Genomic DNA, 25002 nt, shown 5'->3' on the forward strand with positions numbered 1-25002 from the left:
TCCGCTCGACTTGCATGTATTAGGCACGCCGCCAGCGTTCGTCCTGAGCCAGGATCAAACTCTCCGAAGAAAATTTGTGACTCAATTTGTTGCTGACTTCAAAAATTTAAAACGTTTGGTACGCTTTTGGTTTTGTTTAGTTTTCAAAGATCATTTCGCCATCACTGGTGACGGCTTATATAATTTAACATGGTCACTATCGCTGTGTCAACAACCTTTTGAATTTTTTTTTACTTATTTCAAAGTCGATTTGTTTCTTAGCGACGAAAAATAATATACCACCAATTCCAAACAATCGTCAATAGAAATTACCTAATATTTTTATTGAAATGTTGATCAAGTTTTCCGCTAATTATTTTATATAAATTAACCAGCAGCTCTCTTTTTTCTAAAAGTGATTTTTTTTGAACAAAAGTCAAATTATCACCTATTAGTATATTGCATACAATTGCTAATTCTTGTTCTACTAACATTTCTATTTCTTTAGCTTCTTTGTCGTTGAAGATAAATCCTTTTGCCATATAATCCTCCTCTTGGGGTTTTATCATTATTGCACAACCTGTATTTTTCTAATCATATATTTAACAGCTTGGCATACATATGAGACAAGAACATTGGGACGGGGTTGATTAAGATGAACAATTTTTATATTATGCATATGAAAAACATTAAACAGATTCTCATTATTGTCATAGCAGCTCTTTTTACAGCTGGAATTTTATATATCGAAAATGTTCTGCAATTTCCTGTTTTTTCAACGGCTGATGGTCCAAAAGCCATCTTTAGAGGAGAAGAGAAAGAGAATAAAGTTTCTTTAACGTTTGATATTAGCTGGGGAGACGAGAAAGCAGCACCAATCCTTGAGACTCTTAAGAAAAACGGGGTCACGAATGCAACCTTTTTTCTCTCCGCTGCCTGGGCAGAACGGCATCCTGAAATCGTCAAACAAATTGTTAAGGATGGGCACCAAATAGGCAGCATGGGTTATGCCTACAAAAATTACACATCTTTAGAAGCAACGGAAATTCGCCGTGATCTTTTAATGGCACAGGACGTGTTTAAAGAATTAGGTTTAAAAGACGTTAAACTCCTCAGACCGCCAACCGGCAATTTCAATCAAGAAATTCTTACAATAGCCGAACGATATGGTTATACTGTCGTGCATTACAGCGTGGATTCTGATGATTGGACAAATCCAGGCGTGAGTGAAATAGTAAAGAATCTCAATGACTCCGTACAAGGCGGCGATATTATTCTTTTACATGCTTCAGATTCAGCTAAGCAAACTCAAAAAGCATTGCCTCAAATTGTAGAGGGCCTTAAGCAAAAAGGGTTAAAGAATGTATCCGTTGCAGAATTAATTGCCAACGCAAATGCTAAGTCAACAGAAGTTAAATAAATGGTTGGATAGATGTTGTTTTTAAGAATATAAAAGAAAGCTAAGCTCACATGGGCTTAGCTTTTTTTGCTGGCGATAATTTAGTTAGCAGCAGAAGCTGGTAGGCGTTGCAAATAAGGAGCGGAAGCAGCATGAGATATAACCAGTCTCCTTCATTCACACGAAGTGCAGGAACCCACTCAACGGTAGTGACGACAATCATAAAAAATAACGCAGGAATGAATGCCTTTTTATTTGTTTGCTGCATTTTAATATAAGCTACTGCCAGCGAGAAAATGACCACGAATAACGCAAGAACCGTATAGGACACGACAGACTCGCCTTCAGCTGCAAAAAGCTGGTAGCGGAAATAAATTAAATCAAATACAACAAATAGGATTAACAGTATTTGAATGGCGTTCCATAAGGATGCTGTTTTAAAAATGCCAAGACCAAAACGATGGATGGTTAAATACGCAAAAAAGCCCATTTGGCTGATAATACTAAAAATAAATCCTACTCCAATGAGCCAAAATAAGATGGATAGTATTTCAATGATATCAAACGATATAAAAAATTCCTGGTACTCGCCCCATTTTAATGCAAATCCAACGATACTTGTACTAATGCCGCCAACGAGCAGAGTCGTCAGAAATAAACGCACCCAATTTCGACTATTCAATGTTGTATCCCCCAATATGTATTCTACTCATGAAATTTTACCAATGTCTGTCTAAAAAAGCTATTTTATTTACCAGTATAAAAAGCTCTAGATAATTCATATTAAAAATAGGCAACTTGAAAAAGAAAGGAGCTTTGATCACATGAAAAAGCGAAGGTTGCTCTTATTGATAACAGTTATAGCCATCTGTTCTATCCTTGCAAGCTGCTCGCCACAGGATCAGCCTGCCGGACAGCTTGATTATGAAGAAACGAAAAAGATGGTTGTTGATATATTAAAGACAGATGATGGAAAGAAAGCCATTGAAGAAATATTAGCCAATGATGATATGAAACAAAATTTAATTATGGATCAAAAAGTGGTTTCAGATACCATCTCTAAAACCCTAACATCAGAAAAAGGCGTAGAATTTTGGCAAAAAACATTTGAAGATCCCAAGTTCACCGAAAGCTTTGCTAAAAGCTTAAAGACTGAGCATGAAAAAGTAATAAAAGGATTAATGAAAGATCCTGAATATCAAGAAATGCTAATTAAAGTGCTTCAGAATCCTGAAATGGAAAAAGAAATGACGAAGGTGCTTCAAAGCCAGGAATTCCGCAAGCATTTGCAGGAAGTTATTACCGAGACTATCAGCAGCCCGCTCTTTAAAACCAAGATGGAAGAAACTCTTCTAAAAGCCGCTAAAGAAATGCAGCAAGAAGGCGGCAGTTCGGGTGGCGGCAGTGAAGGCGGCGGCGGTCAATCCGGGCAGGGCGGCGGACAAAGTGAATCAGGTGGAGAAGGCGGACAATAATTGACCTTAACCCCTTATTGAAAGCAAGATAAAAAAGCGCCAATCACTTGGCGCTTTTCCTTTAAACATTTACAGGCACAAGTTCTGTTACCTTTTTGGCGATTTCCAAATAAATCGCGCCTGTTGGATGGTCTTTTGCGTAGACAGATGGAGCAAAATCCTCTTCGTTCCAATCTGGCTGCTGAAGAGGGATGTTTCCAAGCACCGGCACTTCAAGTTCGCGGGCAAGTTTGTCTCCTCCGCCTTTGCCAAATACATATTCTTTTTCTCCAGTCAGCTTGCTTTCAAAATAAGCCATATTTTCAACGACTCCGATAACTTCATGTTCTGTTCTGAGTGCCATTGCACCTGCTCTGGCAGCTACGAATGCAGCTGTTGGATGTGGAGTCGTGACAATGATTTCTTTACATGAAGGAAGCATGGCATGTACGTCAAGAGCAACATCACCTGTTCCAGGAGGCAAATCAAGCAGCAGATAATCAAGATCTCCCCACTCTACCTCTTGAAAAAAGTTATTGAGCATTTTACCAAGCATTGGCCCGCGCCAAATAACAGGTGCATTGTCTTCTACGAAAAATCCCATTGAGATGACCTGAACACCAAAGCGCTCAACTGGGATAATTCTCTCTCCCCGCACAACAGGTCTAGTTGTAATACCCATCATATCCGGAACACTGAATCCGTATATATCAGCATCAATTAAGCCTACCTTTTTGCCTAAACGTGCCAAAGATACGGCCAAATTAACCGAAACAGTGGATTTGCCTACTCCGCCTTTTCCGCTTGCAATGGCAATAAACGTCGGCTGTTTGCTTGCAGCAAGGACAGAGGCATCTTCAGGTTTAGCTGTTTGATACTTAGCTGTTACTTCCTTAGAAAGTTCTGTAAATCGAAGACCGACAGTCTCAGCACCCGCTTCTTTTAGCTTAGCAACAATTTCCTGCTGCAGCTGCATCTGTTCAGATGTACCTGTTTTGGCAATTGCCACTTTTATGCTAATATGATTTTTCTCTGCTTTAATAGACACTTCTTCAATCGCATTTAATTCTTCTAATGTTTTATGTAAAAAAGGTTCTTTTAATTCACCGACAATTTTACGTGCAATATCCTCTCTCACCATGCTAATCACCCTTTGTTGTATTCGTTTTCACAATTATAACATAATTACTTTTGGAAGTAGATAAGAAACGCTTGACCTGCTCTATTTCAAAATTTAAGCAAATCGGGAGCGCGTTAATCGCAAGATTTGTTTTGAACGAACAACTTAAAAAAACCCTCACTCAGGAGGATTTTTTTCATGTGTCATATATCTTAGGATTCCGTTATAGATCGATGCAGCGACCTTATCTTGGTATTCTTCCGTTCCAAGCAGTCTTGCCTCCTCTGGATTTGACAGGAAGCCTACCTCTACCAACGCACCCGGTTTATCGATGTGTTTCATTAAGTACAGTGTGTTCATTTGTTTTGCTTTTCTTGTCGTATTTTCCAAATTTCTTCTTAATTCATCCTGAATGAACTTTGCAGCTTGTTCATTCTCTTCCATTTTTGAATTGTAAAAAGTCTGGGCACCGCTCCACTGATTCGAAGGGATTGCATTCAAGTGGATGCTTAAATACATGTCTGCTTCAGACTCATTAATGATTTTAAGCCTCTTTCGCAGATCCTGCGTTTTCCTTCTTGAATACCCTTTCGTATCTTTGTCAGCAAGGTCTTTATCCTTTTCACGAGTAAGCAGGACTAATGCTCCCTGTTCCTGTAAGTAATCTCTGATTTTCATGGATATGGAAAGAGCAATATCTTTCTCTAAAAATTCTGCTCCAACAGCTCCACCATCTGGTCCGCCATGTCCAGGATCTAAGTATATGACCTTTCCTGTTAAAGGGAGGTTCCATGACTTCCATGAACTGTCATTATTAAATTGAAATTGAAATAAAAGGAGTAATAAAATAAATCCCGCTGCGAAGCCAAACCATCTTAGCTTTCTCTTCATTTTTTCCCCTCCTGCTCGTCCTCTAACAATATATGGGGGACTGGCAGGGAATATGTTAAGAAATAGAATGGAATTATGCTAAAAAAAGTTTAATGAAGCCGAAGCTTGTACCGTTTTTCACCTATATCAAATCCTTCAGACCACCATGAATGAATTAAAAATTCACAAGCATAGTAAATGGATTCATTTGTAAAATCACTTTCGCTCTGATTACCCCATATCAGCATATATTCATACAATTCATCGACAAGCAGCTTTTCTTCTCTTCTGCTTCTATTATTGACAGTCTGAATGGATTCTCCAAAGAAGCCAAACCTGCTGTAGCTGGCACCCAGCAAATAAGCTTCAATCGAAAAGTCAATGCAGCCATCCTCAATGGCTGAATAATCGAATGTACCAGAATGCATGAAAACACCAAAGCTTTCATAGGCTTTTGCTTTTAGCTGGGTTAACGTGAGATCCTTAAGGATGCTTCGTTCGTATTTGATTTGTTTATCTCTTCTTTTATCTGCAAGTGATGTTATAATTTCCATTTATTCATCGCCCCCTCTCTCTATTGTTTTACTGCTGTTTTTTTATCATTCGTGATTGTTTTACCAATTAAAGGAGGATCCGGAGGCTTTCGATTGCGATTAATGAAAACAACAAAAAACCACACATGAATATTGTGGTTTTGATAGAAGTAACGTTTTAAGACCTGAGGTGCACGAATAGGTTCCCCATTTAAATGTCCAAATCACGAAAAGACAAAAGGGTGCCCAATTATGTACATGTTCTACATGATTAAATGTTATTTTCAAACCTTATCACTATACATTGATGGTTATCTTTCATTGTAAGGTAACCTGGGTATAGCGTATCTTACCGCCGTTCACATGTAGAAACTGGCTGGTTACGCAGGCCGACTCATTAGATGATAGGTAAACGTATGCAGGAGCTAGTTCAAAAGGTTGTTCAGCTCTCCCCATTTAAATGTCTTTCCTGAATCTGAGTTGATGTTCCGCGGGATATGTGCTTACCGTAAATATCAAATCCAGAAGTTGTCCCGTGACTTCAATGTTTAAACCGGATGAAATGACGAGGTCATAAGTTTACATACACACACATACCTTTTAATGTCACGGATTTTTGGAGAGGAGGAAATGATTTGTATAACCAAAATCCAAATCACTTTACACCGGTTAAAACATATAAACCCTTTCATAGCCGTTTTGATCCCTGTCCGCCGATTGGAAGGAAATATTATTCGACCCCTCCTAACTTATACATGAATTTTCAGCCGCCTAACCTGGAACAATTTCCGCCTTATGAAGCATTGAAAAAAGGAACGCTTTGGAAAGCTTTATACGATCCTTACGAAAATCCATATAAAGAGAGGAAGTCTTGATTTGGTAAAGCAAATTGATGATGAATACTATCAATTGATGCATCAGATTCAGGCTGCAGATTTCGTTCTAGTCGAATTAACACTTTACCTTGACACGCATCCTGATGATGAGAACGCATTACAGCAATTCAACCAGTATTCCGATTACTCAAGACAAGTGAAACAGGTTTTTGAAGGGAAATACGGTCCTTTGCTCCAATTTGGAGTCAGCAATAATCCCGGCCCCCGCTGGGATTGGGGAAGCGGGCCCTGGCCATGGCAGGTTTAAGGAGGAGAGCATATGTGGGTCTATGAAAAGAAGTTGCAATATCCTGTAAAAGTTAGTAAATGCAACCCAACCCTTGCAAAGTATTTGATTGAACAATACGGGGGTGCGGATGGAGAACTTGCGGCAGCACTCCGATACTTAAACCAGCGGTACTCCATTCCCGATAAAGTGGTTGGGCTTTTAACTGATATTGGTACTGAAGAATTTGCCCATCTTGAGATGATTGCGACAATGGTTGTTAAGCTTACCAAAGACGCTACACCCGAGCAGCTAAGAGATGCCGGGATTGGCGAACATTATGCGAATCATGACAGTGCAGTTTTTTATCATAACGCAGCTGGTGTACCATGGACTGCTTCATATATTCAGGCAAAAGGGGATCCGATTGCAGATTTATATGAAGATATAGCAGCCGAGGAAAAAGCGCGTGCTACCTATCAATGGCTGATCGATATGTCCGACGATCCAGACATTAATGATTCGCTTAGCTTTTTAAGAGAACGTGAAATCGTCCACTCTATGAGATTCCGTGAAGCGGTTGAAATATTAAAAGAAGATCGAGATCAGAAAAAAGTTTTTTAGGTCTAAAAAAACAGCAGGAATTTCCCCCTGCTGTTTTTCAAAATCATGTAAGCCCAGTCTGCATGCTTTTGCCACCGCCTGGCGACAGAGACATGTTCACGCCCGGTATAGTACTAGAATACAGAAGAATAAACTCCTTTTTCATCTAACGGTAAAGATTGATGAATATTTACGAATCCATAATAACAAAATGTGACCAAAACCCCATTACACATTAACCCCCCCCCCCAACCAAATCGGTTGAGAGCCTTGAAACGTTGGTAATTATCGTTTTGAGAATTGAGGTGCACGACGAACGCCTTTAAGACCGTATTTTTTACGTTCTTTCATGTGTGCATATAATATTAAGAAGCATGAAAAAAATAATCCTTTTTATATCAATGTTTAGCCGCTTTTTATAACAAAAAAGAAAAATGAAATAATATACCTTTCTATATGTTACGTGACAAAATGTGATTTAAAAAACTCTCCATTAGCTTTTTTATATAGTCCTTTCGGAACCCGCCTTTCGCATTCGCTAAGCGGGCATTTTACATTAACCCCTATAAACTCTCCTTCATGAAAAATAGATTGCGCTATGTCAAATCCGCACGATATGGTGAAATGAACGCCATAACGGATTTCCGCATCGACAAAAAGCTTTTCCACCTCCGCGATGCTGCGAATGTTTTCCCTACGGTCATCCGGACCGAAACTGAGTTCTTTGTTCAAACCGTGTCGGATGTTATCCCCATCCAGAACATAAGAGCGGCAATTCAGGTTTGTGTCCAAACGGCAGCGGTCATCTGTTGTAATTTGGAACGGATGCCACGCTTTTCGACAAGCTTCTGCCCTCCTCATAATTACTGTTATGGAATCCACGAATGTAAAGACTTGACTCAGACAAACGTACATTTTTAGTAAACTAGGTATTTCATCCAACCTCTATATGGGGATCGCACATATCGTAACAAATAAATTGGTAATGCAAGGAGGGTATTTATCTGTGTTGCTTTTACGGGTTGGAGTACCAAGATTTTCAATATCGGAGGTCGATAGGAATGGCAGATCAAAGCGTCCATATGAAACAATTCGAGGAAGCCAAAACACTCCATTATAATGGGGTGGACGGGGACAAAAAAGCGGTGATAAAAGCAAACGGGATGCTCTTAAAGCTTCGTGAGGCCGAGCCAGAGAATGCGCTAATTGAAGCCTATTACGGCAGTACTCTCGTTCTATTAGGCCGGGATGCCGTTAAAATTCTGGAAAGAGCGGATAAGGCGCAAGAGGGATTAGATGCATTGAATCGGGCCGTTTCTTTAGACTCAAACCATAAAGAAATTCGGTTGTTGCGCGGGAACATTTGTCTGAGGCTGCCGGAGTCCTTTTTCCATTGCTCGGAAACGGCGATCGAGGACTTCACCTTCCTGCTTGACCACTATAAAGAGAATTCCAACTACCTTACTCCCAAACAAGTACGCGAAGTACTGCGAAACTTAAGTGCAGCTTACCAAAATGCAGGAAAACCTGACAAAGCAAATTCAGTCTTGCAGCGTCTCGATCAATTGGAACGGAACAAAAAATCATAAGAAAAGAGAGGGAGGAGACATCTATTCCCTTCCGTAGAATATATTGATCTTGGATATCGTTCATTCGCGGCCAGAGATTACGAAACTGGAGAGTGGATAATTTTGAAAAAAGTATTCGTCAACGGCACTAACATTTGTTATGAATCGATCGGGGAAGGCTTTCCTTTGATCGGACTTACAGGAAAAGACAGCAACATGGACTGGTGGAACCCGGCAATCAAGGCCGCGTTAAGCGAAAGGAACAGCTTCATCATGCTCGATCATCGAGGTACAGGCCGGAGCGACGCTCCGACAGAAGCGTACGACATCTCGGATATGGCCAAGGATGTCATTGGGCTAATGAACGCGCTCGATATCGAAAAGGCACATATTTTAGGCCAATCGATGGGGGGAATGATTGCGCAGGAGCTTGCAATCGAAGACCCCAGCCGCGTGTCGAAATTAATTTTATGTTCCACGACCTGTGGCGTCAAACGGGTGCCGCCTTCTTTTCGGATGATCAAGTGGCTGATGCGTAAGAACGCTGCATTTTCCCCTCAGGACACGCTAAATATGCTTTACTCCAAAGCCTATATCCAGGAGAATCCAGACTTGATCGCATCACTCGTGGAACGGATGCAGATTGCGCCTTCTAACCCTAGAAGCATGGAGATTCATCGTGAGGCGAGCAAGAATTTCGATTCGTACCATCGGCTCGGACAAATTTCGGCACCAACTCTTATTATTCACGGCGAGGATGATTGGGTCTTCAGTCCGAAGCATGCCAATATTCTGAACCGTCGTATTCCAGGCTCCAAGCTGATTCTATTTCCCAATGCGGGCCACGGTGTCTTTTCACAGGAGCATCGCAAGGTGTTGGAGGAAATCCATCGTTTCGTTGAATGATCGGCATTAACGAAACAAAAAGACGACTCTTATTCATTTTGAATGAGTAGTCGTCTTTTCCATTCAGTCCAACATTGCGGCATATCGTTTGAACTGATCCTCTATAACGAGACATGCCATGGCGGGCACGATTCTCGGACAAATGCACGCATACCGGCCTTCTATGCGAATCTGCGGATCTTCTCCTTTAATGTTGATGGTCTTCTGTGGAACAGAAATGGATGACGCAGGCTTTACGACAACCCAGAATATGATTTCCTGTCCCGTGCTTATCCCACCGATGATTCCTCCCGAATGCTCATCAAAGGTCCGGCACCCGATTTCTTTCGTATAAGCCAGAACCTGTACTCCTCTTTTCTTCAGCACCCAGCGCGCCACTATGGCTGCCGTTTCTCTTCCGGATGTCCGCCCACTCCCCCCATGGTCACGAATCCCGTACTTCTGAAGATAAGTAATCCGCATGTCCAGCTTCGTTCGTCATGATAAGTTCGGCTCCTTAGTTTACAGCTTTTAAAGCGGTATCCAACACTTCCTCAATAGAGCGGGCGGAGCGGTTCCGTTTGATCAGTGCCACGCCGATCTCCAGCGCGATATGATCGATGTCCGCTACGTGGATAAAACCATGGATGCGGCACAACATTATCGCCCCGGCAAATCCGATTGTGTCCTGCAGCAGTCTTGCCACATACAAATCCTGATATCCTCGGGTCTTCGCCATACGGTCGGCGGCATGTCCGTTCCAAAGCTCACGGAACTGAAGCTCGAATTGTGTCCATAAGTCGTGCACGGTATCCAGCAGGTAGCGGCGGTAATCGGTGCGCTCCAGCGCATCCGTGCTCCAGCCCTCTTGACCTGAATAGTTCAGCAGCAGATTGGCAATAACCGTCCCGATATCAAAGCCCATCGGACCGTAATAAGCAAATTCGGGATCAATGACCTTCGTAGAATTCGGCTTGATGAAGATATTATCTGTATGAAAATCGCCATGCAGCAGGGCCTGTGCTTTCGTCAGAAATTTCTCCCTCAGCAGCGCGACCTCAAGATGCAGCTCCTTATCCGCCCAAATGCGCTCAACAGCATCACGGATATGAGGCTCGAAGATATTCATCCGGGACTTTGTATAAGGAGCGTATAAGATGAGATCCTCGGTAATATTGCAAAGCTCCGGATTGATGAAAGATTTCACCCGCAGTTTCTTCTCCTGTTGGTCCATGGCCAGGTCCGAGGTGAAGAACAACGTCCGCGCCAAGAATGATCCGATATGCCCGGCGAACAACGGATAACGGCCCCGCTCCATCAGTCCGCGGCGCATGACGATGTGATCGCTCAAATCCTCCATGACCATCAACGCCAAATCGGGTTCGTACCTGTATACCTTTGGAGTCATATCAGGACATAGCTCCCCTTGAATGCGCAATGCTTCGCATTCTATGCGTACTCTGTCCAGCGTCAAGGGAACCGATTCGCCGATCATCTTGGCGAAAGGAAGCGCCTGCTTCAGAATTAAGGCTCGCCCTGATGCCGGATCCGATATATGAAACACAAGGTTAAGATTACCGTCGCCGATCTCCCGGAACTTCAGCTGCGCACCATCCGGGAATACATCCTCGATGCCGTGTGCATACTCGACCGCTTCCGCTTGCGTTAAGGCGTGATAATTTGTCATTTCCGCATCCCTCCGAATACCGATTCCTATTTAGCCTAGCATATATCGAGCACAGGCTAGAGCTGTTCCGTGATGGCAAGGGCGTATTGACGCACCGCAATGCCGACGGCTTTGCGACAGCCCGCTAAGAAACACAGCATAAACCTCGTTATTAAATTAATATGCTGAAAAATATATGCATATGCTGAAAATATATGCATAGTAATTCTTGATTACCTAAATACTGGCGTAGAAAACATTTTCGATGGAGGCTTGTTTATCCTCTCGGTTACGAAGACGGTTATTTCGGGTTGCATCATCACAATGTAAGGCTGATTTCACTGATATTTTTGTTGAACATTTCTGGGTAGCCGACGACATTAATGTACCGCAAATAATTGTTCCTCTTCTGGATTTCGCAACAGCGTTAGCAAGGTGAAACAATAAGTTAAATCTATTTTGGTATTCCAACTTTGAAGCCGTTGTTCTTGTCCTGAACCGTCAAACGGTATATGTTCTTGTTCAAGCAAATCAAGTTTTTAAATGCGCTTTAAAAATGGATATTATCTCAAAGAACCCGTTGGAGCATGTAAGTATAGCAAGACAGCAAAAAGAGTTAATTAGCGAGGAAAATGAGGCAGATGAGAGGAATTATTGGAAAAAGGATGAGATATAACATTTCTGCGGTCAATTGAGATCAATAATATCTTCGTGACCAAAATGTGATCAAAAGCATTTTTCAGCTATAAAAAAGACCCCCAGCCATAATGGTTGAGAGCCTTTGAAACGTACAGATTAACGTTTTGAGAACTGAGGTGCACGACGAGCGCCTTTAAGACCGTATTTTTTACGTTCTTTCATACGAGCGTCACGAGTTAGAAGACCAGCGCGTTTTAATGTTCCGCGGTATTCTGGATCAGCTTCTAATAATGCACGTGAGATACCGTGACGGATAGCGCCAGCTTGACCAGCGAATCCACCGCCGTTAACACTAACTAAAACATCATAGCTTCCAGTTGTTTCAGTTAAGTTTAATGGTTGTTTAATATCTTCGATTAAAGCTGCGAATGGGATGTAATCTTTTACTTCACGATCGTTGATAACAATACGGCCTTCGCCTGGAACCAGACGAACACGCGCTACTGAGCTTTTACGACGGCCAGTACCGTAATATTGAACCTGTGCCAAATTAATAACCTCCTTAATAATTAACCGCGAAGTTCGTAAACTTCTGGTTGTTGTGCTTGATGTGGATGTTCGTTGCCAGCATATACATGTAATTTTTTGTACATTTGACGTCCTAATGAACCTTTAGGAAGCATTCCGCGAATTGCTAATTCAAGCATTTTCTCAGAATAGTTTGTACGCATCTCAAGAGCTGTTCTTGATTTCAAACCACCTGGGAATTGGCTGTGACGGTAGTAAATCTTGTCAGTCAATTTTTTACCAGTAAGTTCGATTTGTGCTGCATTGATGATGATCACATGATCACCAGTGTCTACATGTGGTGTGTAAGTTGGTTTGTGTTTACCGCGAAGTACAGATGCTACTTCACTAGCTAGACGACCTAAAGTTTTGCCAGCCGCATCTACCACGAACCATTTACGTTCAACTTCAGTTGCTTTCGCCATATATGTTGTACGCATGTTTTTCCCTCCTAAATATCTTTCAATTGTTATAATTTTAATCATTCTATTTCAAAACACAAATTAAACTCTTCCGGGGCTTATTTGTGGGGTTGAAATACATACCATATGATATATTATAACGTTCAGGCAACATTGTCAAGAAAATGTTACACCTGGTTTAGTTGTCATAATAAACATTCCACAAATATAATCCGCATCCTGGGGCTGTTTTTCCGCAAAGGGATCGATCGCGTGCTTCAAGTATTTCTGAAATGCGATAAGGATCCAAAACTCCACGCCCTGCATTTATTAATGTTCCGACTAAAATCCTTACCATATTATATAAAAATCCATCGCCGACAAAACGGAAGGTCAGCACATCATTCTCTTCATAAAATTCAATGTCATACAGCGTTCTTACCCGGTCTTCTTTAGTTGTTTTAGCAGAGCAGAAGCTTGTAAAGTCATGAGTGCCGATAAGAAATTTAATGGCTTCTCTCATTTTGATGTAATCAAGCTTATATGGATAATGATAAGAATAATTGCGGTCAAATACATTCCTAATGGATGAACGGTTAATTTTATATCGGTATTCCTTAGCACGAACATCAAACCGTGCATGAAACGCATCTTCTGCAAAAGAAACGGATTGAATCACGACATCTTCTGCGAGCAGCGAATTTAATGCATGGGGCCAGCGCGCTTCAGGTATAAGAATATCAGTATCAAAATGCAATACTTGACCGACTGCATGCACTCCTGCATCAGTCCTTCCCGATGCAAATACCTTTATTTCTTCACCTTTATGAAGCCTTTTAAGCGCTCTTTCAACCTCACCTTGTACAGTCCTCATATTCGGCTGAATTTGAAACCCGTTAAATCCAGTCCCATCATATCCGATTGTGCATTTTACCCTCATTGTGAACTCCTATGAACGTAATAGTAATAAGACAATACCCATACCAATCAATATGGCCAAAATGACAGTATCGAGGATTCCCCATTTTAATTCACGCAGTTTTGTTCTGCCTTCTCCGCCCTGGTATCCTCTTGCCTCCATCGCTGTAGCCAGTTCCTCAGCCCGTTTAAAAGCACTTATAAACAAAGGAACTAGGAGAGGAATTATAGCAGCAATTCTTTGTTTGATTGGACCGCTTGTAAAATCAACCCCTCTTGCCATTTGCGCTTTCATGATTTTGTCCGTTTCTTCCATAAGCGTTGGAATGAACCGGAGTGAGATCGACATCATTAACGCAAGCTCATGGACAGGAAGACCAACCTTTTTAAACGGGTTCAGCAGACTTTCCATCCCATCTGTCACCTCTATAGGCGTTGTCGTTAAGGTTAGAATCGTCGTGAGCAGAATAAGGAATAAGAATCGCAAGGAAATAAAAATACCTTGTCTGATCCCTTCTTCATGAACTTGAATAAAACCTAATTCAAATAAAACCTGACCTTCTTTTGTCACAAGAATGTGCAAAATAAAAGTAAATATAATAATCCAGATGATCGGCTTTAACCCATTCAGCAGAAATCGTGCAGGCAGTTTTGTTGAACCGACAATAAAAAGAGTGAATACGCCTAATATGGCATAGGTCAGCGAATTATTAGCAAAGAAAACTATGAAAACAAATAAGAAAATCATAGTTAATTTAGAACGGGGATCCATTTTATGAATCACTGAACTGCCGGGTACATATTTTCCAATGATCATACTGTTCATCATTTTGATTCACCTTTTATCTCTAGAACAACCTGATTAACCAGTTCATCGATGGAAAGCGAGATTCCCTTCAGTTCTTTTCCGAACTTTTGTTCAATCACTTTTTGAAGCTTAACCGTTTCAGGAAGATCCAAACCTGATGATATCAATGATTCAGCTTGATTAAAAACTTCTTTAGGTGATCCCTTCATTTGTACAGTGCCTTTTTGCATAACGATAACTTCATCTGAATAGCGCGCAGCATCCTCCATACTGTGGGTGACAAGGATGGTCGTTAAGTGCTGATCTTGATGAAGGGAATAAAATAGGTCCATGATCTCTTTTCGGCCGCTTGGATCTAGTCCTGCTGTCGGCTCATCCAAAACAAGCACTTTCGGTTCCATAGCGAGCACCCCTGCAATAGCTACACGCCGCATTTGTCCGCCGCTCAAATCAAATGGTGATTTTTGAAGCACTTCGGCGGGGAGCCCGACCCGAGTTAATGCTTCTCTTGCTTTTGCTTTTGCAGCCTCAGCTGGCACTCCAAAATTTAAAGGCCCGAACATAATATCACGTTCAACCGTCTCCTCAAAAAGCTGATGCTCCGGGAATTGAAACACAATGGCGACGGATTGGCGGATCGTTTTTAAATTTTTGTTTTTCTTATTTGCTTCAATTTTCCGATCACCAATGGTAATGGAACCTTTAGTAGGTTTCAGAAGGCCATTTAAATGCTGCAGGATAGTAGACTTTCCAGAACCTGTATGACCGATAATGGAAACGAATGAACCATCTTTAATGTCAAGATTGATATCGTACAAGGCAAGACGTTCGAACGGTGAATGAACCTGGTACCTGTGCTCTAAATCTTTGAATGTAATGTCCATAGTTCATTCACCAGGCTTTCTTCATCTAGATGGTTTTGAGCGAGGTTAATACCTGCTTCTCTTAGTTTCATGCTGACTCTATAAGGAAAAGGCAAGTCAAGGCCAATCTCAACTAGCTTGTGATCCAGCTTGAAAATTTCTTTAGGTGTACCTTCAGCGAATTTTTCTCCGGCATTCATCACAATAATCCGATCAGCCTTTGAAGCTTCTTCTAGATCATGAGTAATCGATATGACCGTAACAATTCCTTGAGCATTTAATTCTCTTACCGTCTCCATGACTTCATTTCTTCCCTGAGGATCGAGCATGGAAGTTGCTTCATCAAGAATAATAATCTGAGGCAAAACAGCAATGACACCAGCAATAGCTACACGCTGCTTTTGACCGCCAGATAGATGGTGCGGCTCTTGATCGAGAAAAGCTTCCATCTTCACTTTAGCTGTGGCCCATTCGACTCGTTTTTTCATTTCTTCCCTCGGCACACCGTGATTTTCCAAACCAAAAGCCACATCATCTTTTACGGTTGTACCGACAAACTGGTTATCCGGATTCTGAAAAACCATTCCAACTTGTTTGCGTATATCCCATACTGTATCCTCATTCAGCACGGCTCCATTAACATGAACTTGACCTTGCTGCGGCAAAATCAGACCATTAAGCACTCTGGCAAGTGTTGATTTGCCTGAACCATTGTGACCGACTACCGCCAGCCACTCACCTTGTTTGACTGAAATCGAAACGGAATTCAAGGCTGGTTTTTCATCATCTTCATGATAACGAAATGTAACCTGATCCACATGAATGATTGGTTGTTCCATTGCTGCCTCCCTCACCTGTGTTTATGCAATTAAACGATCTACAAACACCTGATCTCTCCCTATTCTTTCTCTGCTCAATAAAAACCCCCTCTTCATCTCTAAAAGATAGAGAGGGGCTTTAAGTGTATAAAAAAAGGGCATAGATCCAGTTTCAAAAAACTGACCCGCCCTTACAGTACGTTAAATATGATTAAACTAGTTCGATAATAACCATTGGTGCTCCGTCGCCGCGGCGAGGTCCAAGTTTCATTATGCGAGTGTATCCACCTTGACGTTCTGTATAACGTGGTGCGATATCAACGAATAGTTTTTGAAGTGCATTTTGCGTGCCTTCTTCGTTTGCTACCTCATTACGGATGTAAGCAGCAGCTTGGCGGCGGGCATGAAGATCCCCACGTTTACCTAAAGTAATCATTTTTTCTACAGTTGAACGTAATTCTTTAGCACGAGCCTCTGTAGTTTCAATGCGCTCGCTGATAATTAAATCTGTAGTCAGATCACGAAGTAACGCTTTGCGTTGAGCACTTGTACGTCCTAATTTTCTGTAAGGCATTATGTGTTCCCTCCTTCGTTAAATACTATATCTTAATTTTAGAAACACGCGAAAACGCTAGTTAACTTGTTAACTAGTCGTCAGTCGTCTTTACGAAGACCTAAGCCAAGTTCTTCTAGTTTCGCTTTAACTTCTTCCAAAGATTTACGACCTAAATTACGAACTTTCATCATGTCTTCTTCTGTTTTATGAGCAAGCTCTTGTACAGTATTGATGCCTGCACGTTTTAAACAGTTATAAGAACGAACTGACAAATCCAATTCTTCGATCGTCATTTCTAAAACTTTTTCTTTCTGGTCCTCTTCTTTTTCCACCATAATCTCAGCGTTTTGAGCTTCATCAGTAAGCCCTACAAAGATATTAAGATGTTCAGTTAAGATCTTTGCACCAAGTGCAATAGCTTCTTTTGGACCTGTGCTTCCATCTGTCCACACATCAAAAGTAAGTTTATCATAGTTCGACACTTGACCTACACGTGTATTTTCAACTTGATAAGACACGCGAGAAACAGGTGTGAAAATTGAATCGATTGGGATTACACCAATAGGCTGATCTTCTCTCTTGTTTGCATCAGCTGGAGTATATCCGCGTCCGCGCTTTGCAGTCAATCTCATACGGAAGTGTGCACCCTTCGCTAATGTAGCAATATGAAGGTCCGGATTTAGAATCTCAACATCACTGTCGTGAGTAATATCTGCAGCCGTTACAACTCCTTCATCCTGTACGTCAATCTCAAGCGTTTTTTCTTCCTCTGAATAAATTTTCAAAGCAAGTTTTTTAATGTTTAAGATAATAGTTGTAACATCTTCAACAACGCCTTCAATTGTAGAGAATTCGTGGAGTACACTATCTATCTGGATTGATGTTACAGCGGCACCAGGGAGTGAGGATAAGAGAATACGACGCAAGGAGTTACCCAAAGTAGTACCATATCCACGCTCGAGTGGTTCGACGACGAATTTACCGTACTTGGCATCGTCGCTGATTTCAACCGTTTCGATTTTTGGTTTTTCAATTTCTATCATCTATAAACCCTCCTTCAAAACGTCGAAACCCCGGCTAGACAAATAACATGCTTTTGGTGTGTCTAACCGAAATTCCCCATTATAAAGTCCCGAATGTGCACAACAACAGAATAGTTATTTCTGCGAGAACTTTTTACTGTATCATAACCCATTATTGACAGGGATACAAAATCTATACAGAAAATTTATACACGACGACGTTTTGGCGGACGGCATCCGTTATGTGGAACCGGAGTAACGTCTCTGATAGCTGTTACTTCAAGACCAGCAGCTTGAAGTGCACGGATTGCAGCTTCACGGCCTGCGCCTGGTCCTTTAACAGTTACTTCAAGAGTTTTCATACCGTGTTCAATTGATCCTTTAGCTGCAGCCTCAGCAGCCATTTGTGCAGCAAATGGAGTTGATTTACGTGATCCTCTGAATCCCAGTGAACCTGCACTTGACCAAGAAAGAGCGTTACCATGTACGTCTGTAATAGTAACAATCGTGTTGTTAAATGTTGAACGAATATGAGCGATTCCTGCCTCAATATTCTTTTTTACGCGACGTTTACGAGTGTTCGTTTTACGAGCCATTGTGGGTTAACCTCCTTTACCTTATTTTTTCTTGTTCGCAACCGTACGACGAGGTCCTTTACGAGTACGAGCGTTATTTTTGGTATTTTGACCACGAACAGGTAAACTGCGACGATGACGCAAACCGCGGAAACTGCCGATCTCAATCAGACGTTTGATGTTTAAAGAAACTTCACGACGAAGGTCTCCTTCAACTTTCAGCTTGTCTACGATATCACGAATTTTACCTAATTCTTCTTCTGTTAAGTCACGCACACGTGTATCTTCAGAAACACCAGCCTCAGCCAGTACTTTTTCAGCAGTTGGACGACCAATACCGAAAACGTAAGTTAATGAAATAACAACGCGTTTGTCACGAGGAATATCTACACCAGCAATACGAGCCATTTAAAGCTGCACCTCCTTTAGTTTTAGCCTTGTTTTTGTTTATGTTTTGGATTCTCACAAATTACCATTACTTTGCCTCTTCTGCGAATAACTTTACATTTCTCGCAGATTGGCTTAACCGATGGTCTTACCTTCATGATTTCTCTTACCTCCTTGGTTGCGGAGTGTTTTATTTAAAACGGTACGTAATTCTGCCACGAGTTAGATCATATGGTGATAATTCTACCGTAACTTTGTCTCCAGGTAAAATACGAATAAAATGCATGCGGATTTTTCCAGATACATGCGCTAAAACCGTATGACCGTTCTCAAGCTCAACTTTGAACATTGCATTAGGCAATGTCTCCTGTACAGTACCCTCTACTTCAATTACATCGTCTTTCGCCATTCACTTTTCTCCCTTCTTCAAATCAGCAACTTGCTCATTGACAAACTTTGTTAAGGCAAACCTTAGTTTACCGTTTGTCACACGACCTGTTTCATATATACTGTTCTGAACTTCCGGAGATACGCAATCAATAAATTCTAGATGATTAACATTCTTCTTTTTCGGGGAGTGAAACAATCGATTCTCTCCATCAGCTATTAAAACGAATCGTTCATCGAGAATTTTGATCACAACAGCATATTTCCCAGCTTCTCTGCCTTCAGTTATATAGACAAACTGACCTATGCGCGGACTCGATTCGGGTTCGTTCAAACAATATCACCTTCGGATTAGGCTTTGGTTAAAATCTCGTAGCCAGTTTCTGTTATAGCGATCGTGTGTTCAAAGTGAGCACACATTTTGCGATCTTGCGTAACAACTGTCCAGTTGTCAGCCAGAGTTTTCACATAACGGCTGCCGGCATTAACCATTGGCTCAATTGCCAAGACCATGCCAGGTTTTAACCTCGGACCTTTGTTTGGCGGACCATAGTGCGGAATCTGCGGATCTTCATGTAAATCCTGTCCGACGCCGTGTCCAACATATTCCCGAACGACCGAGAATTGATGCTGTTCAACATACGTCTGAATAGCGTGTGATATATTGGATAGTCTCTCACCTGGCTTAGCTTCTTCTAAGCCTTTGTACAAGGATTCCTCCGTTACCTTTAGAAGGCTTTCGGATTCCTCAGAGATTTTTCCAACAGGATATGTCCAAGCAGAGTCACCATGATAGCCATTATACTTCGCACCGATATCGATGCTGATAATGTCTCCTTCACGCAATACTCGATCTCCAGGTATTCCGTGAACGAGCTCCTCATTCACTGAAGCACAAATGCTCCCGCGAAAACCATTATAACCTTTAAAGGAAGGAATTGCATTGCTTGCGCGTATAAACTTTTCGGCAATTGCATCCAATTCTTTTGTAGTGATTCCAGGCTGTATATGTTTTTGGAGTTCTTGGTGGGTCAATGCGACAATGCGACCAGCTTCACGCATGATTTCAATTTCACGTGGAGTCTTACAAATGATCATTCACCTAATCCTCCAAGCAGTTCATTAACGTCAACGAAAACCTGCTTAATGTCTTGTTGGCCATTAATATTACGCAAATATCCTTTTTCTTCATAGAAATTCAGCAAAGGTTGTGTCTGTTTGAGATTCACTTCAAGCCTGTTTGCAACAGTCTCTTCGTTATCATCTGCCCTTTGATAAAGTTCACCGCCACATTTGTCGCAGATTCCTTCTACAGCAGGAGGATTGAAAACTAGGTGATATGTTGATCCGCATTGTTTGCAAATACGGCGGCCTGTAAGACGCTCCATAAGGATGTCTTTATCAACCTCAATGTTAATGACGTAATCAATTTTTCTATCAAGATCTGACAAAATTTCTTCCAAAGCCTGAGCTTGAGCAACTGTGCGCGGAAACCCATCTAATAGGAAACCTTTTTCACAATCATTCTTGCCCAATCTCTCGCGGACGATACCAATTGTTACTTCATCAGGAACAAGTGCACCCTGATCCATGAAAGATTTTGCTTTAAGTCCTAATTCTGTTTCATCTTTAATAGCAGCTCTAAACATATCCCCTGTTGAGATATGAGGGATTTCATATTTTTCAACGATTCGTTCTGCCTGTGTGCCTTTACCGGCTCCTGGCAGACCCATAAGAACTAAATTCAAGAATATTCCCCCCTCAGTCTCTATTTAGAAGGAAAGGGACACTAGTCCCATAACCTTACTGTTTTATAAATCCTTTATAATGACGCTTAACAAGCTGACTTTCAAGTTGTTTCATCGTTTCAAGAGCAACCCCTACTACGATCAACAAGCTCGTTCCGCCGATCTGTGCAGATGCTGGCAAGTTAGCGAACTTAATAAAGAATACAGGAAGAACTGAGATAGCTGCCAAGAAAAGAGATCCAACAAATGTCAGTCTGTAAAGAATTTTTGTTAAATATTCTTGCGTATTTTTACCAGGACGAATGCCCGGGATATATCCGCCTTGCTTTTTCAGATTCTCTGACATTTGCTCTGGGTTAACCTGAACAAATGCATAGAAGTAAGTGAAAGCAACGATTAGTGCAACGTAGACAATCATGCCGATTGGCTGTGTATAGTCAAACGTTTTAGTGATCCAATCCGTTACATCATTTTTTCCAAAGAAAGATGCAATCGTTGGCGGTGTAATAATAAACGAAACCGCAAAAATGACAGGGATTACGCCAGCTGGGTTCACTTTAAGCGGAAGGTGAGTAGACTGACCTTTCGCCGGTGCACGGCCTGCTGAGTTCTTCGCATACTGAATCGGTATCTTGCGAAGAGCCTGCTGAATGAAGATAACTCCAACAATAATTGCAATAATCGCTAATACTATCAGCGCAACTTTTACAATATTAAGGAAAAGCTGATCTCCAGCGTCCTGGAATTGTTGTGCATAAATTTGGTTTAGAGTTGTAGGGATTCCTGCTGCAATCCCTGCAAAGATGAGAATGGAAATACCATTCCCCACACCTTTCGATGTGATTTGCTCCCCTAGCCACATTAAGAAAGCAGTACCTGCTGTTAAGACAACTGCAATTAAAAGGTACGTTGTAATACCTGGGTTTTCAATTAATAATCCCCCAGCGAGATTATTAAAACCGTAAGACATACCCAACGCTTGGATGAAACCTAGTACAATCGTAAAATACCTAGTGAATTGTGCTAGTTTACGACGGCCAACTTCACCTTGCTTTGACCACTCAGTAAATTTCGGAACAACATCCATTTGCAGAAGCTGCACGATAATGGATGCTGTGATGTAAGGCATAATCCCCATCGCAAGGATCGAGAAGTTATACAGTGCACCACCGCCGAACGTGTTAAGAATTCCGAATACATTCATTTGATCCTGAGCCTTTAAAACGTCAGCGTTGACGTTAGGCACAGGGATGAATGTACCAATGCGAAATATAATTAACATTAAAAGGGTGAACAAGATTTTATTGCGGATATCACCCACGCGCATAAAATTGGAGATTGTCTTAAACATTAAATCACCTCAGCTGAACCGCCAGCAGCTTCAATAGCTTCTTTAGCAGATGCAGAGAATTTGTTTGCTTTTACAGTAAGTTTTTTCTCAAGCTTGCCATTTCCAAGCACTTTAACGCCTGATCTTACTTTGCTGATCATGCCAGCTTCAAGTAAAAGTTCAATTGTTACTTCAGTGCCATCTTCGAAAAGGTTCAACTTGTCTAAGCTTACGATCGCAAAATCTTTACGGTTAATGTTCGTAAATCCGCGTTTAGGCAGACGACGGAATAAAGGAGTTTGACCACCTTCGAATCCAGGGCGAACACCGCCGCCGGAACGAGCGTTTTGTCCTTTATGACCTTTACCAGACGTTTTACCGTTACCAGAACCGGTACCACGGCCAACACGATTACGTGTTTTGCGTGACCCTTCTGCAGGTTTTAATTCATGAAGTTTCATCGGGACACCTCCTTGATATTAGAAGATCTATATTATTGTTCTTTAACTGTAACCAGATGTGATACTTTACCAATCATACCGCGGATAGCAGCATTATCGTCAAGTACAACAGTTTGATGCATTTTTTTAAGACCTAGTGTTTTTACAGTAATACGTTGGTCTTCTGGACGACCAATTACACTACGAGTGAGGGTAATCGCTAATTTGTTTGCCATCATATTTCCCTCCTTATCCTAACAATTCTTCTACCGATTTGCCGCGTAATTTCGCAACATCTTCAGCACGCTTTAGTTCTGTTAAACCAGAAATAGTAGCACGAATCATGTTAATTGGAGTGTTAGAACCTAGTGATTTTGACAAGATATCACTAACTCCTGCTAATTCTAGTACTGCACGAACAGGACCACCAGCGATAACACCAGTACCTTCAGATGCAGGTTTTAAGAAGATGTTTCCTGCACCGAATCTTCCGATGACTTGGTGAGGAATAGTAGTACCAACCATAGGTACTTCAACAAGATTCTTCTTAGCGTCTTCAATAGCTTTACGGATAGCTTCTGGAACTTCTTGTGCTTTACCAGTACCAAAACCTACATGTCCGTTTTTGTCACCGACAACAACTAATGCAGCGAAGCGGAAACGACGTCCACCTTTAACTACTTTAGCTACACGGTTTACGGTAACAACGCGTTCTTCAAGCTCTAATTTGTTTGGTTCAATACGACCCATTCTCTGTGTCCCTCCTTTTTTTATTAAAATTCTAATCCAGCTTCGCGAGCAGCTTCAGCTAAAGCTTTTACACGGCCATGGTATAAGTAACCCCCGCGGTCAAATACAACAGATTTAACACCTTTTTCAATTGCGCGCTTAGCAACTAATTCGCCAACTTTTTGAGCTGCATCGATATTAGCTTTTGCATCAAGATTAAGATCTTTATCTAAAGTAGAAGCACTAGCAATTGTAACTGATTGTGCATCATCAATTACTTGAGCATAGATGTGCTGATTAGAACGAAATACGTTTAAGCGAGGACGGACAGTTGTTCCTGATAATTTCGCACGAACACGGCCATGTCTTTTCTTACGTACAACGTTTTTATCAAGTTTCGTAATCATCTAGGTCACTCCTTTCTTATCATCTAAGCGATATTACTTCGCAGTTTTACCTTCTTTACGACGTACATATTCACCTTCGTAGCGGATACCTTTGCCTTTATAAGGCTCTGGTGGACGAATAGCACGGATGTTTGAAGCGATAGCTCCAACACGTTCTTTATCAGTACCTTTTACAATCACTTTTGTGTTTGTTGGGACTTCGATTTCGATACCTTGTTCAGGAACGATTTCTACAGGATGTGAATATCCAACAGCCAGGACTAATTTGTTTCCAGATTTAGTAGCACGGTAACCGACACCTACTAATTCAAGACCTTTTTCAAATCCTTTAGAAACGCCCTCAACCATGTTGCCTAAAAGGCTGCGTGTTGTACCGTGAAGAGCACGATGTTCTTTTTGATCAGAAGGACGTGTCACAGTAAGTACGTTATCTTCAACTTTAACAGTGATATCAGCGTTAAAAGTACGAGTTAATTCACCTTTAGGGCCTTTTACAGTTACAGTGCTTTCGTTAACAGTAACTGATACACCTGCAGGGATTTCAAGTGGTTTTTTACCAATACGAGACATTCATGTACACCTCCATTCTATTTCAGCTTCTTACCAAACGTATGCTAGAACTTCTCCGCCAGCTTGCTTCGCACGAGCTTCTTTGTCAGTTATAACACCTTGAGAAGTAGATACGATTGCAATTCCTAAACCGTTTAGTACACGTGGTACTTCGTTAGCTTTAGCGTATACGCGTAATCCTGGTTTACTGATACGTTTCAAACCAGTGATAACACGTTCGTTGTTTGATCCGTATTTCAAGAAAATACGAATGATACCTTGTTTGTTATCTTCTACATATTCAACATCACGTACGAAACCTTCACGCTTAAGAATTTCAGCGATTTCTTTTTTCGCTTTAGATGCAGGAATTTCTAATTTTTCATGACGAACCATATTCGCGTTACGAATACGAGTAAGCATATCTGCAATTGGATCTGTCATTACCATATCAAAATTACCTCCTTCCCGATTATGGGGTATTACCAGCTAGCTTTTTTAACGCCTGGAATTTGACCTTTATATGCGAGTTCACGGAAACAAATACGGCAAAGTTTAAATTTACGAAGAACTGAATGTGGACGACCACAGCGTTCGCAACGTGTGTACTCTTGTACTTTAAACTTTTGAGTGCGTTTTTGTTTCGCAATCATTGACTTTTTAGCCACGTTTTCGCCTCC

Annotated in this window: 37 protein-coding genes, 1 rRNA gene and 3 pseudogenes; 7 read left to right on the forward strand and 34 right to left on the reverse strand. The window is 41.4% G+C overall.

Annotation, left to right across the window (positions count from 1 at the left end; genetic code table 11):
* Both CYJ36_RS21720 and CYJ36_RS21725 read right to left on the reverse strand, forming a co-directional pair.
* Positions 1-70: ribosomal RNA gene (locus CYJ36_RS21720) — 16S ribosomal RNA — on the reverse strand; the annotation flags it as partial.
* 238 nt (positions 71-308) lie between these two features.
* Positions 309-521, reverse strand: a complete 213-nt coding sequence (locus tag CYJ36_RS21725; RefSeq protein WP_101569341.1) for a hypothetical protein — start codon at positions 519-521, stop codon at positions 309-311.
* A 113-nt stretch (positions 522-634) separates the two neighbouring features.
* Between CYJ36_RS21725 and pdaB the strand changes: the two genes are divergently transcribed.
* Complete coding sequence (gene pdaB, locus CYJ36_RS21730; protein ID WP_101569342.1) at positions 635-1399, forward strand: polysaccharide deacetylase family sporulation protein PdaB; 765 nt, start codon at positions 635-637, stop codon at positions 1397-1399.
* 46 nt (positions 1400-1445) lie between these two features.
* Here pdaB and CYJ36_RS21735 read toward each other — a convergent pair whose 3' ends face one another.
* On the reverse strand, positions 1446-2060 hold the full coding sequence (locus CYJ36_RS21735; RefSeq protein ID WP_101569343.1) for a KinB-signaling pathway activation protein: 615 nt from the start codon (positions 2058-2060) through the stop codon (positions 1446-1448).
* A gap of 142 nt (positions 2061-2202) precedes the next feature.
* Between CYJ36_RS21735 and gerD the strand changes: the two genes are divergently transcribed.
* On the forward strand, positions 2203-2853 hold the full coding sequence (gerD, locus tag CYJ36_RS21740; RefSeq protein ID WP_101569344.1) for a spore germination lipoprotein GerD: 651 nt from the start codon (positions 2203-2205) through the stop codon (positions 2851-2853).
* Between the two features lie 61 nt (positions 2854-2914).
* Here gerD and CYJ36_RS21745 read toward each other — a convergent pair whose 3' ends face one another.
* From CYJ36_RS21745 to CYJ36_RS21755, 3 genes are all read right to left on the reverse strand, one after another.
* Complete coding sequence (locus CYJ36_RS21745) at positions 2915-3973, reverse strand: Mrp/NBP35 family ATP-binding protein (RefSeq protein ID WP_101569345.1); 1059 nt, start codon at positions 3971-3973, stop codon at positions 2915-2917.
* A gap of 156 nt (positions 3974-4129) precedes the next feature.
* A complete protein-coding gene (gene cwlD, locus CYJ36_RS21750) occupies positions 4130-4843 on the reverse strand; it encodes an N-acetylmuramoyl-L-alanine amidase CwlD (RefSeq protein ID WP_101569346.1) in 714 nt (237 codons plus the stop codon).
* An 89-nt stretch (positions 4844-4932) separates the two neighbouring features.
* The gene (locus CYJ36_RS21755; RefSeq protein WP_101569347.1) at positions 4933-5376 is read right to left on the reverse strand and encodes a DUF2521 family protein; all 444 of its coding nucleotides are present in this window, start codon (positions 5374-5376) and stop codon (positions 4933-4935) included.
* Positions 5377-5990: 614 nt separating this feature from the next.
* On the opposite strand from CYJ36_RS21755, the gene CYJ36_RS21760 reads away from it, so the two are divergent.
* From CYJ36_RS21760 to cotJC, 3 genes are read left to right on the forward strand one after another with little or no spacing between them, the layout of a single operon-like run.
* Complete coding sequence (locus tag CYJ36_RS21760) at positions 5991-6230, forward strand: spore coat associated protein CotJA (protein WP_101569348.1); 240 nt, start codon at positions 5991-5993, stop codon at positions 6228-6230.
* A 37-nt stretch (positions 6231-6267) separates the two neighbouring features.
* A complete protein-coding gene (locus CYJ36_RS21765; RefSeq protein ID WP_142382733.1) occupies positions 6268-6498 on the forward strand; it encodes a spore coat protein CotJB in 231 nt (76 codons plus the stop codon).
* A 12-nt stretch (positions 6499-6510) separates the two neighbouring features.
* The gene (gene cotJC / locus CYJ36_RS21770; RefSeq protein ID WP_101569350.1) at positions 6511-7080 is read left to right on the forward strand and encodes a spore coat protein CotJC; all 570 of its coding nucleotides are present in this window, start codon (positions 6511-6513) and stop codon (positions 7078-7080) included.
* Positions 7081-7344: 264 nt separating this feature from the next.
* Here the strand turns inward: cotJC and rpsI (CYJ36_RS21775) are convergent.
* Together rpsI (CYJ36_RS21775) and CYJ36_RS21780 are read right to left on the reverse strand one after the other, a co-directional pair.
* Positions 7345-7416 (reverse strand): annotated as a pseudogene (gene rpsI / locus CYJ36_RS21775) (30S ribosomal protein S9); the annotation flags it as partial.
* A 102-nt stretch (positions 7417-7518) separates the two neighbouring features.
* Positions 7519-7974: an adenylyl-sulfate kinase gene (locus CYJ36_RS21780; protein WP_101569351.1), complete on the reverse strand. Its 456-nt coding sequence runs from the start codon at positions 7972-7974 to the stop codon at positions 7519-7521.
* Between the two features lie 146 nt (positions 7975-8120).
* Between CYJ36_RS21780 and CYJ36_RS21785 the strand changes: the two genes are divergently transcribed.
* Both CYJ36_RS21785 and CYJ36_RS21790 read left to right on the forward strand, forming a co-directional pair.
* Positions 8121-8648: a tetratricopeptide repeat protein gene (locus CYJ36_RS21785; protein WP_101569352.1), complete on the forward strand. Its 528-nt coding sequence runs from the start codon at positions 8121-8123 to the stop codon at positions 8646-8648.
* A gap of 102 nt (positions 8649-8750) precedes the next feature.
* Positions 8751-9533 carry an alpha/beta fold hydrolase gene (locus tag CYJ36_RS21790; protein WP_101569353.1) on the forward strand — a complete coding sequence of 261 codons (783 nt, stop codon included), beginning with the start codon at positions 8751-8753 and terminating at the stop codon, positions 9531-9533.
* A gap of 63 nt (positions 9534-9596) precedes the next feature.
* Here CYJ36_RS21790 and CYJ36_RS21795 read toward each other — a convergent pair whose 3' ends face one another.
* The 26 genes and pseudogenes from CYJ36_RS21795 to rpsN all read right to left on the reverse strand — a co-directional run bounded on the left by CYJ36_RS21795 (position 9597) and on the right by rpsN (position 24990).
* Positions 9597-9899 carry a chorismate synthase gene (locus CYJ36_RS21795; RefSeq protein WP_441296222.1) on the reverse strand — a complete coding sequence of 101 codons (303 nt, stop codon included), beginning with the start codon at positions 9897-9899 and terminating at the stop codon, positions 9597-9599.
* A 6-nt stretch (positions 9900-9905) separates the two neighbouring features.
* Positions 9906-9995 (reverse strand): annotated as a pseudogene (locus tag CYJ36_RS24985) (hypothetical protein); the annotation flags it as partial.
* 34 nt (positions 9996-10029) lie between these two features.
* Positions 10030-11199, reverse strand: coding sequence for an S-methyl-5-thioribose kinase (gene mtnK, locus CYJ36_RS21800; protein ID WP_101569355.1), 1170 nt, complete (start codon positions 11197-11199; stop codon positions 10030-10032).
* A gap of 774 nt (positions 11200-11973) precedes the next feature.
* A complete protein-coding gene (rpsI, locus tag CYJ36_RS21805) occupies positions 11974-12366 on the reverse strand; it encodes a 30S ribosomal protein S9 (protein WP_070875208.1) in 393 nt (130 codons plus the stop codon).
* A gap of 20 nt (positions 12367-12386) precedes the next feature.
* A complete protein-coding gene (rplM, locus tag CYJ36_RS21810) occupies positions 12387-12824 on the reverse strand; it encodes a 50S ribosomal protein L13 (protein ID WP_070875209.1) in 438 nt (145 codons plus the stop codon).
* A gap of 160 nt (positions 12825-12984) precedes the next feature.
* On the reverse strand, positions 12985-13725 hold the full coding sequence (truA, locus tag CYJ36_RS23925; RefSeq protein WP_101569356.1) for a tRNA pseudouridine(38-40) synthase TruA: 741 nt from the start codon (positions 13723-13725) through the stop codon (positions 12985-12987).
* Between the two features lie 9 nt (positions 13726-13734).
* On the reverse strand, positions 13735-14532 hold the full coding sequence (locus CYJ36_RS23930; protein WP_101569357.1) for an energy-coupling factor transporter transmembrane component T family protein: 798 nt from the start codon (positions 14530-14532) through the stop codon (positions 13735-13737).
* On the reverse strand, positions 14529-15395 hold the full coding sequence (locus tag CYJ36_RS21825; protein ID WP_101569358.1) for an energy-coupling factor ABC transporter ATP-binding protein: 867 nt from the start codon (positions 15393-15395) through the stop codon (positions 14529-14531). Before CYJ36_RS21825 ends, CYJ36_RS23930 begins: the two co-directional genes overlap by 4 nt.
* Positions 15371-16213: an energy-coupling factor ABC transporter ATP-binding protein gene (locus tag CYJ36_RS21830; protein ID WP_101569359.1), complete on the reverse strand. Its 843-nt coding sequence runs from the start codon at positions 16211-16213 to the stop codon at positions 15371-15373. The genes CYJ36_RS21825 and CYJ36_RS21830 overlap by 25 nt, the downstream gene beginning before the upstream one ends.
* A 190-nt stretch (positions 16214-16403) precedes the next feature.
* On the reverse strand, positions 16404-16766 hold the full coding sequence (gene rplQ / locus CYJ36_RS21835) for a 50S ribosomal protein L17 (RefSeq protein ID WP_101569360.1): 363 nt from the start codon (positions 16764-16766) through the stop codon (positions 16404-16406).
* 80 nt (positions 16767-16846) lie between these two features.
* Positions 16847-17791, reverse strand: a complete 945-nt coding sequence (locus tag CYJ36_RS21840) for a DNA-directed RNA polymerase subunit alpha (protein WP_070875215.1) — start codon at positions 17789-17791, stop codon at positions 16847-16849.
* 185 nt (positions 17792-17976) lie between these two features.
* Entirely contained in the window at positions 17977-18366 is a 390-nt protein-coding gene (rpsK, locus tag CYJ36_RS21845; RefSeq protein ID WP_029282777.1) for a 30S ribosomal protein S11, read from the reverse strand.
* A 21-nt stretch (positions 18367-18387) separates the two neighbouring features.
* Positions 18388-18753, reverse strand: a complete 366-nt coding sequence (gene rpsM / locus CYJ36_RS21850; protein WP_070875216.1) for a 30S ribosomal protein S13 — start codon at positions 18751-18753, stop codon at positions 18388-18390.
* 23 nt (positions 18754-18776) lie between these two features.
* Positions 18777-18890 carry a 50S ribosomal protein L36 gene (gene rpmJ, locus CYJ36_RS21855; protein WP_000868344.1) on the reverse strand — a complete coding sequence of 38 codons (114 nt, stop codon included), beginning with the start codon at positions 18888-18890 and terminating at the stop codon, positions 18777-18779.
* A 32-nt stretch (positions 18891-18922) separates the two neighbouring features.
* Entirely contained in the window at positions 18923-19141 is a 219-nt protein-coding gene (gene infA / locus CYJ36_RS21860; RefSeq protein WP_028390440.1) for a translation initiation factor IF-1, read from the reverse strand.
* Positions 19119-19453 (reverse strand): annotated as a pseudogene (locus CYJ36_RS21865) (KOW motif-containing protein). Before CYJ36_RS21865 ends, infA begins: the two are co-directional and overlap by 23 nt.
* 17 nt (positions 19454-19470) lie before the next feature.
* Entirely contained in the window at positions 19471-20217 is a 747-nt protein-coding gene (gene map, locus CYJ36_RS21870; protein WP_101569362.1) for a type I methionyl aminopeptidase, read from the reverse strand.
* Positions 20214-20867 (reverse strand): adenylate kinase, encoded by a 654-nt coding sequence (locus CYJ36_RS21875; protein WP_101569363.1) that lies wholly within the window; start codon positions 20865-20867, stop codon positions 20214-20216. Before CYJ36_RS21875 ends, map begins: the two co-directional genes overlap by 4 nt.
* 55 nt (positions 20868-20922) lie before the next feature.
* The gene (gene secY, locus CYJ36_RS21880) at positions 20923-22218 is read right to left on the reverse strand and encodes a preprotein translocase subunit SecY (protein WP_101569364.1); all 1296 of its coding nucleotides are present in this window, start codon (positions 22216-22218) and stop codon (positions 20923-20925) included.
* Positions 22218-22658 (reverse strand): 50S ribosomal protein L15, encoded by a 441-nt coding sequence (rplO, locus tag CYJ36_RS21885; protein ID WP_101569365.1) that lies wholly within the window; start codon positions 22656-22658, stop codon positions 22218-22220. The genes secY and rplO overlap by 1 nt, the downstream gene beginning before the upstream one ends.
* A gap of 32 nt (positions 22659-22690) precedes the next feature.
* Entirely contained in the window at positions 22691-22873 is a 183-nt protein-coding gene (gene rpmD, locus CYJ36_RS21890; RefSeq protein ID WP_101569366.1) for a 50S ribosomal protein L30, read from the reverse strand.
* Positions 22874-22886: 13 nt separating this feature from the next.
* Positions 22887-23387, reverse strand: coding sequence for a 30S ribosomal protein S5 (gene rpsE / locus CYJ36_RS21895; RefSeq protein WP_101569367.1), 501 nt, complete (start codon positions 23385-23387; stop codon positions 22887-22889).
* A gap of 23 nt (positions 23388-23410) precedes the next feature.
* Positions 23411-23773, reverse strand: a complete 363-nt coding sequence (rplR, locus tag CYJ36_RS21900; protein ID WP_101569368.1) for a 50S ribosomal protein L18 — start codon at positions 23771-23773, stop codon at positions 23411-23413.
* Between the two features lie 33 nt (positions 23774-23806).
* On the reverse strand, positions 23807-24343 hold the full coding sequence (rplF, locus tag CYJ36_RS21905) for a 50S ribosomal protein L6 (protein WP_101569369.1): 537 nt from the start codon (positions 24341-24343) through the stop codon (positions 23807-23809).
* A 30-nt stretch (positions 24344-24373) separates the two neighbouring features.
* Entirely contained in the window at positions 24374-24772 is a 399-nt protein-coding gene (gene rpsH / locus CYJ36_RS21910) for a 30S ribosomal protein S8 (protein WP_101569370.1), read from the reverse strand.
* A 32-nt stretch (positions 24773-24804) separates the two neighbouring features.
* Entirely contained in the window at positions 24805-24990 is a 186-nt protein-coding gene (gene rpsN / locus CYJ36_RS21915) for a 30S ribosomal protein S14 (protein ID WP_010285078.1), read from the reverse strand.
* Positions 24991-25002: the final 12 nt, after the last annotated feature.

This window comes from Bacillus sp. UMB0893, from assembly GCF_002858905.1.
Classification (GTDB): Bacteria; Bacillota; Bacilli; order Bacillales; family Bacillaceae; genus Bacillus_P.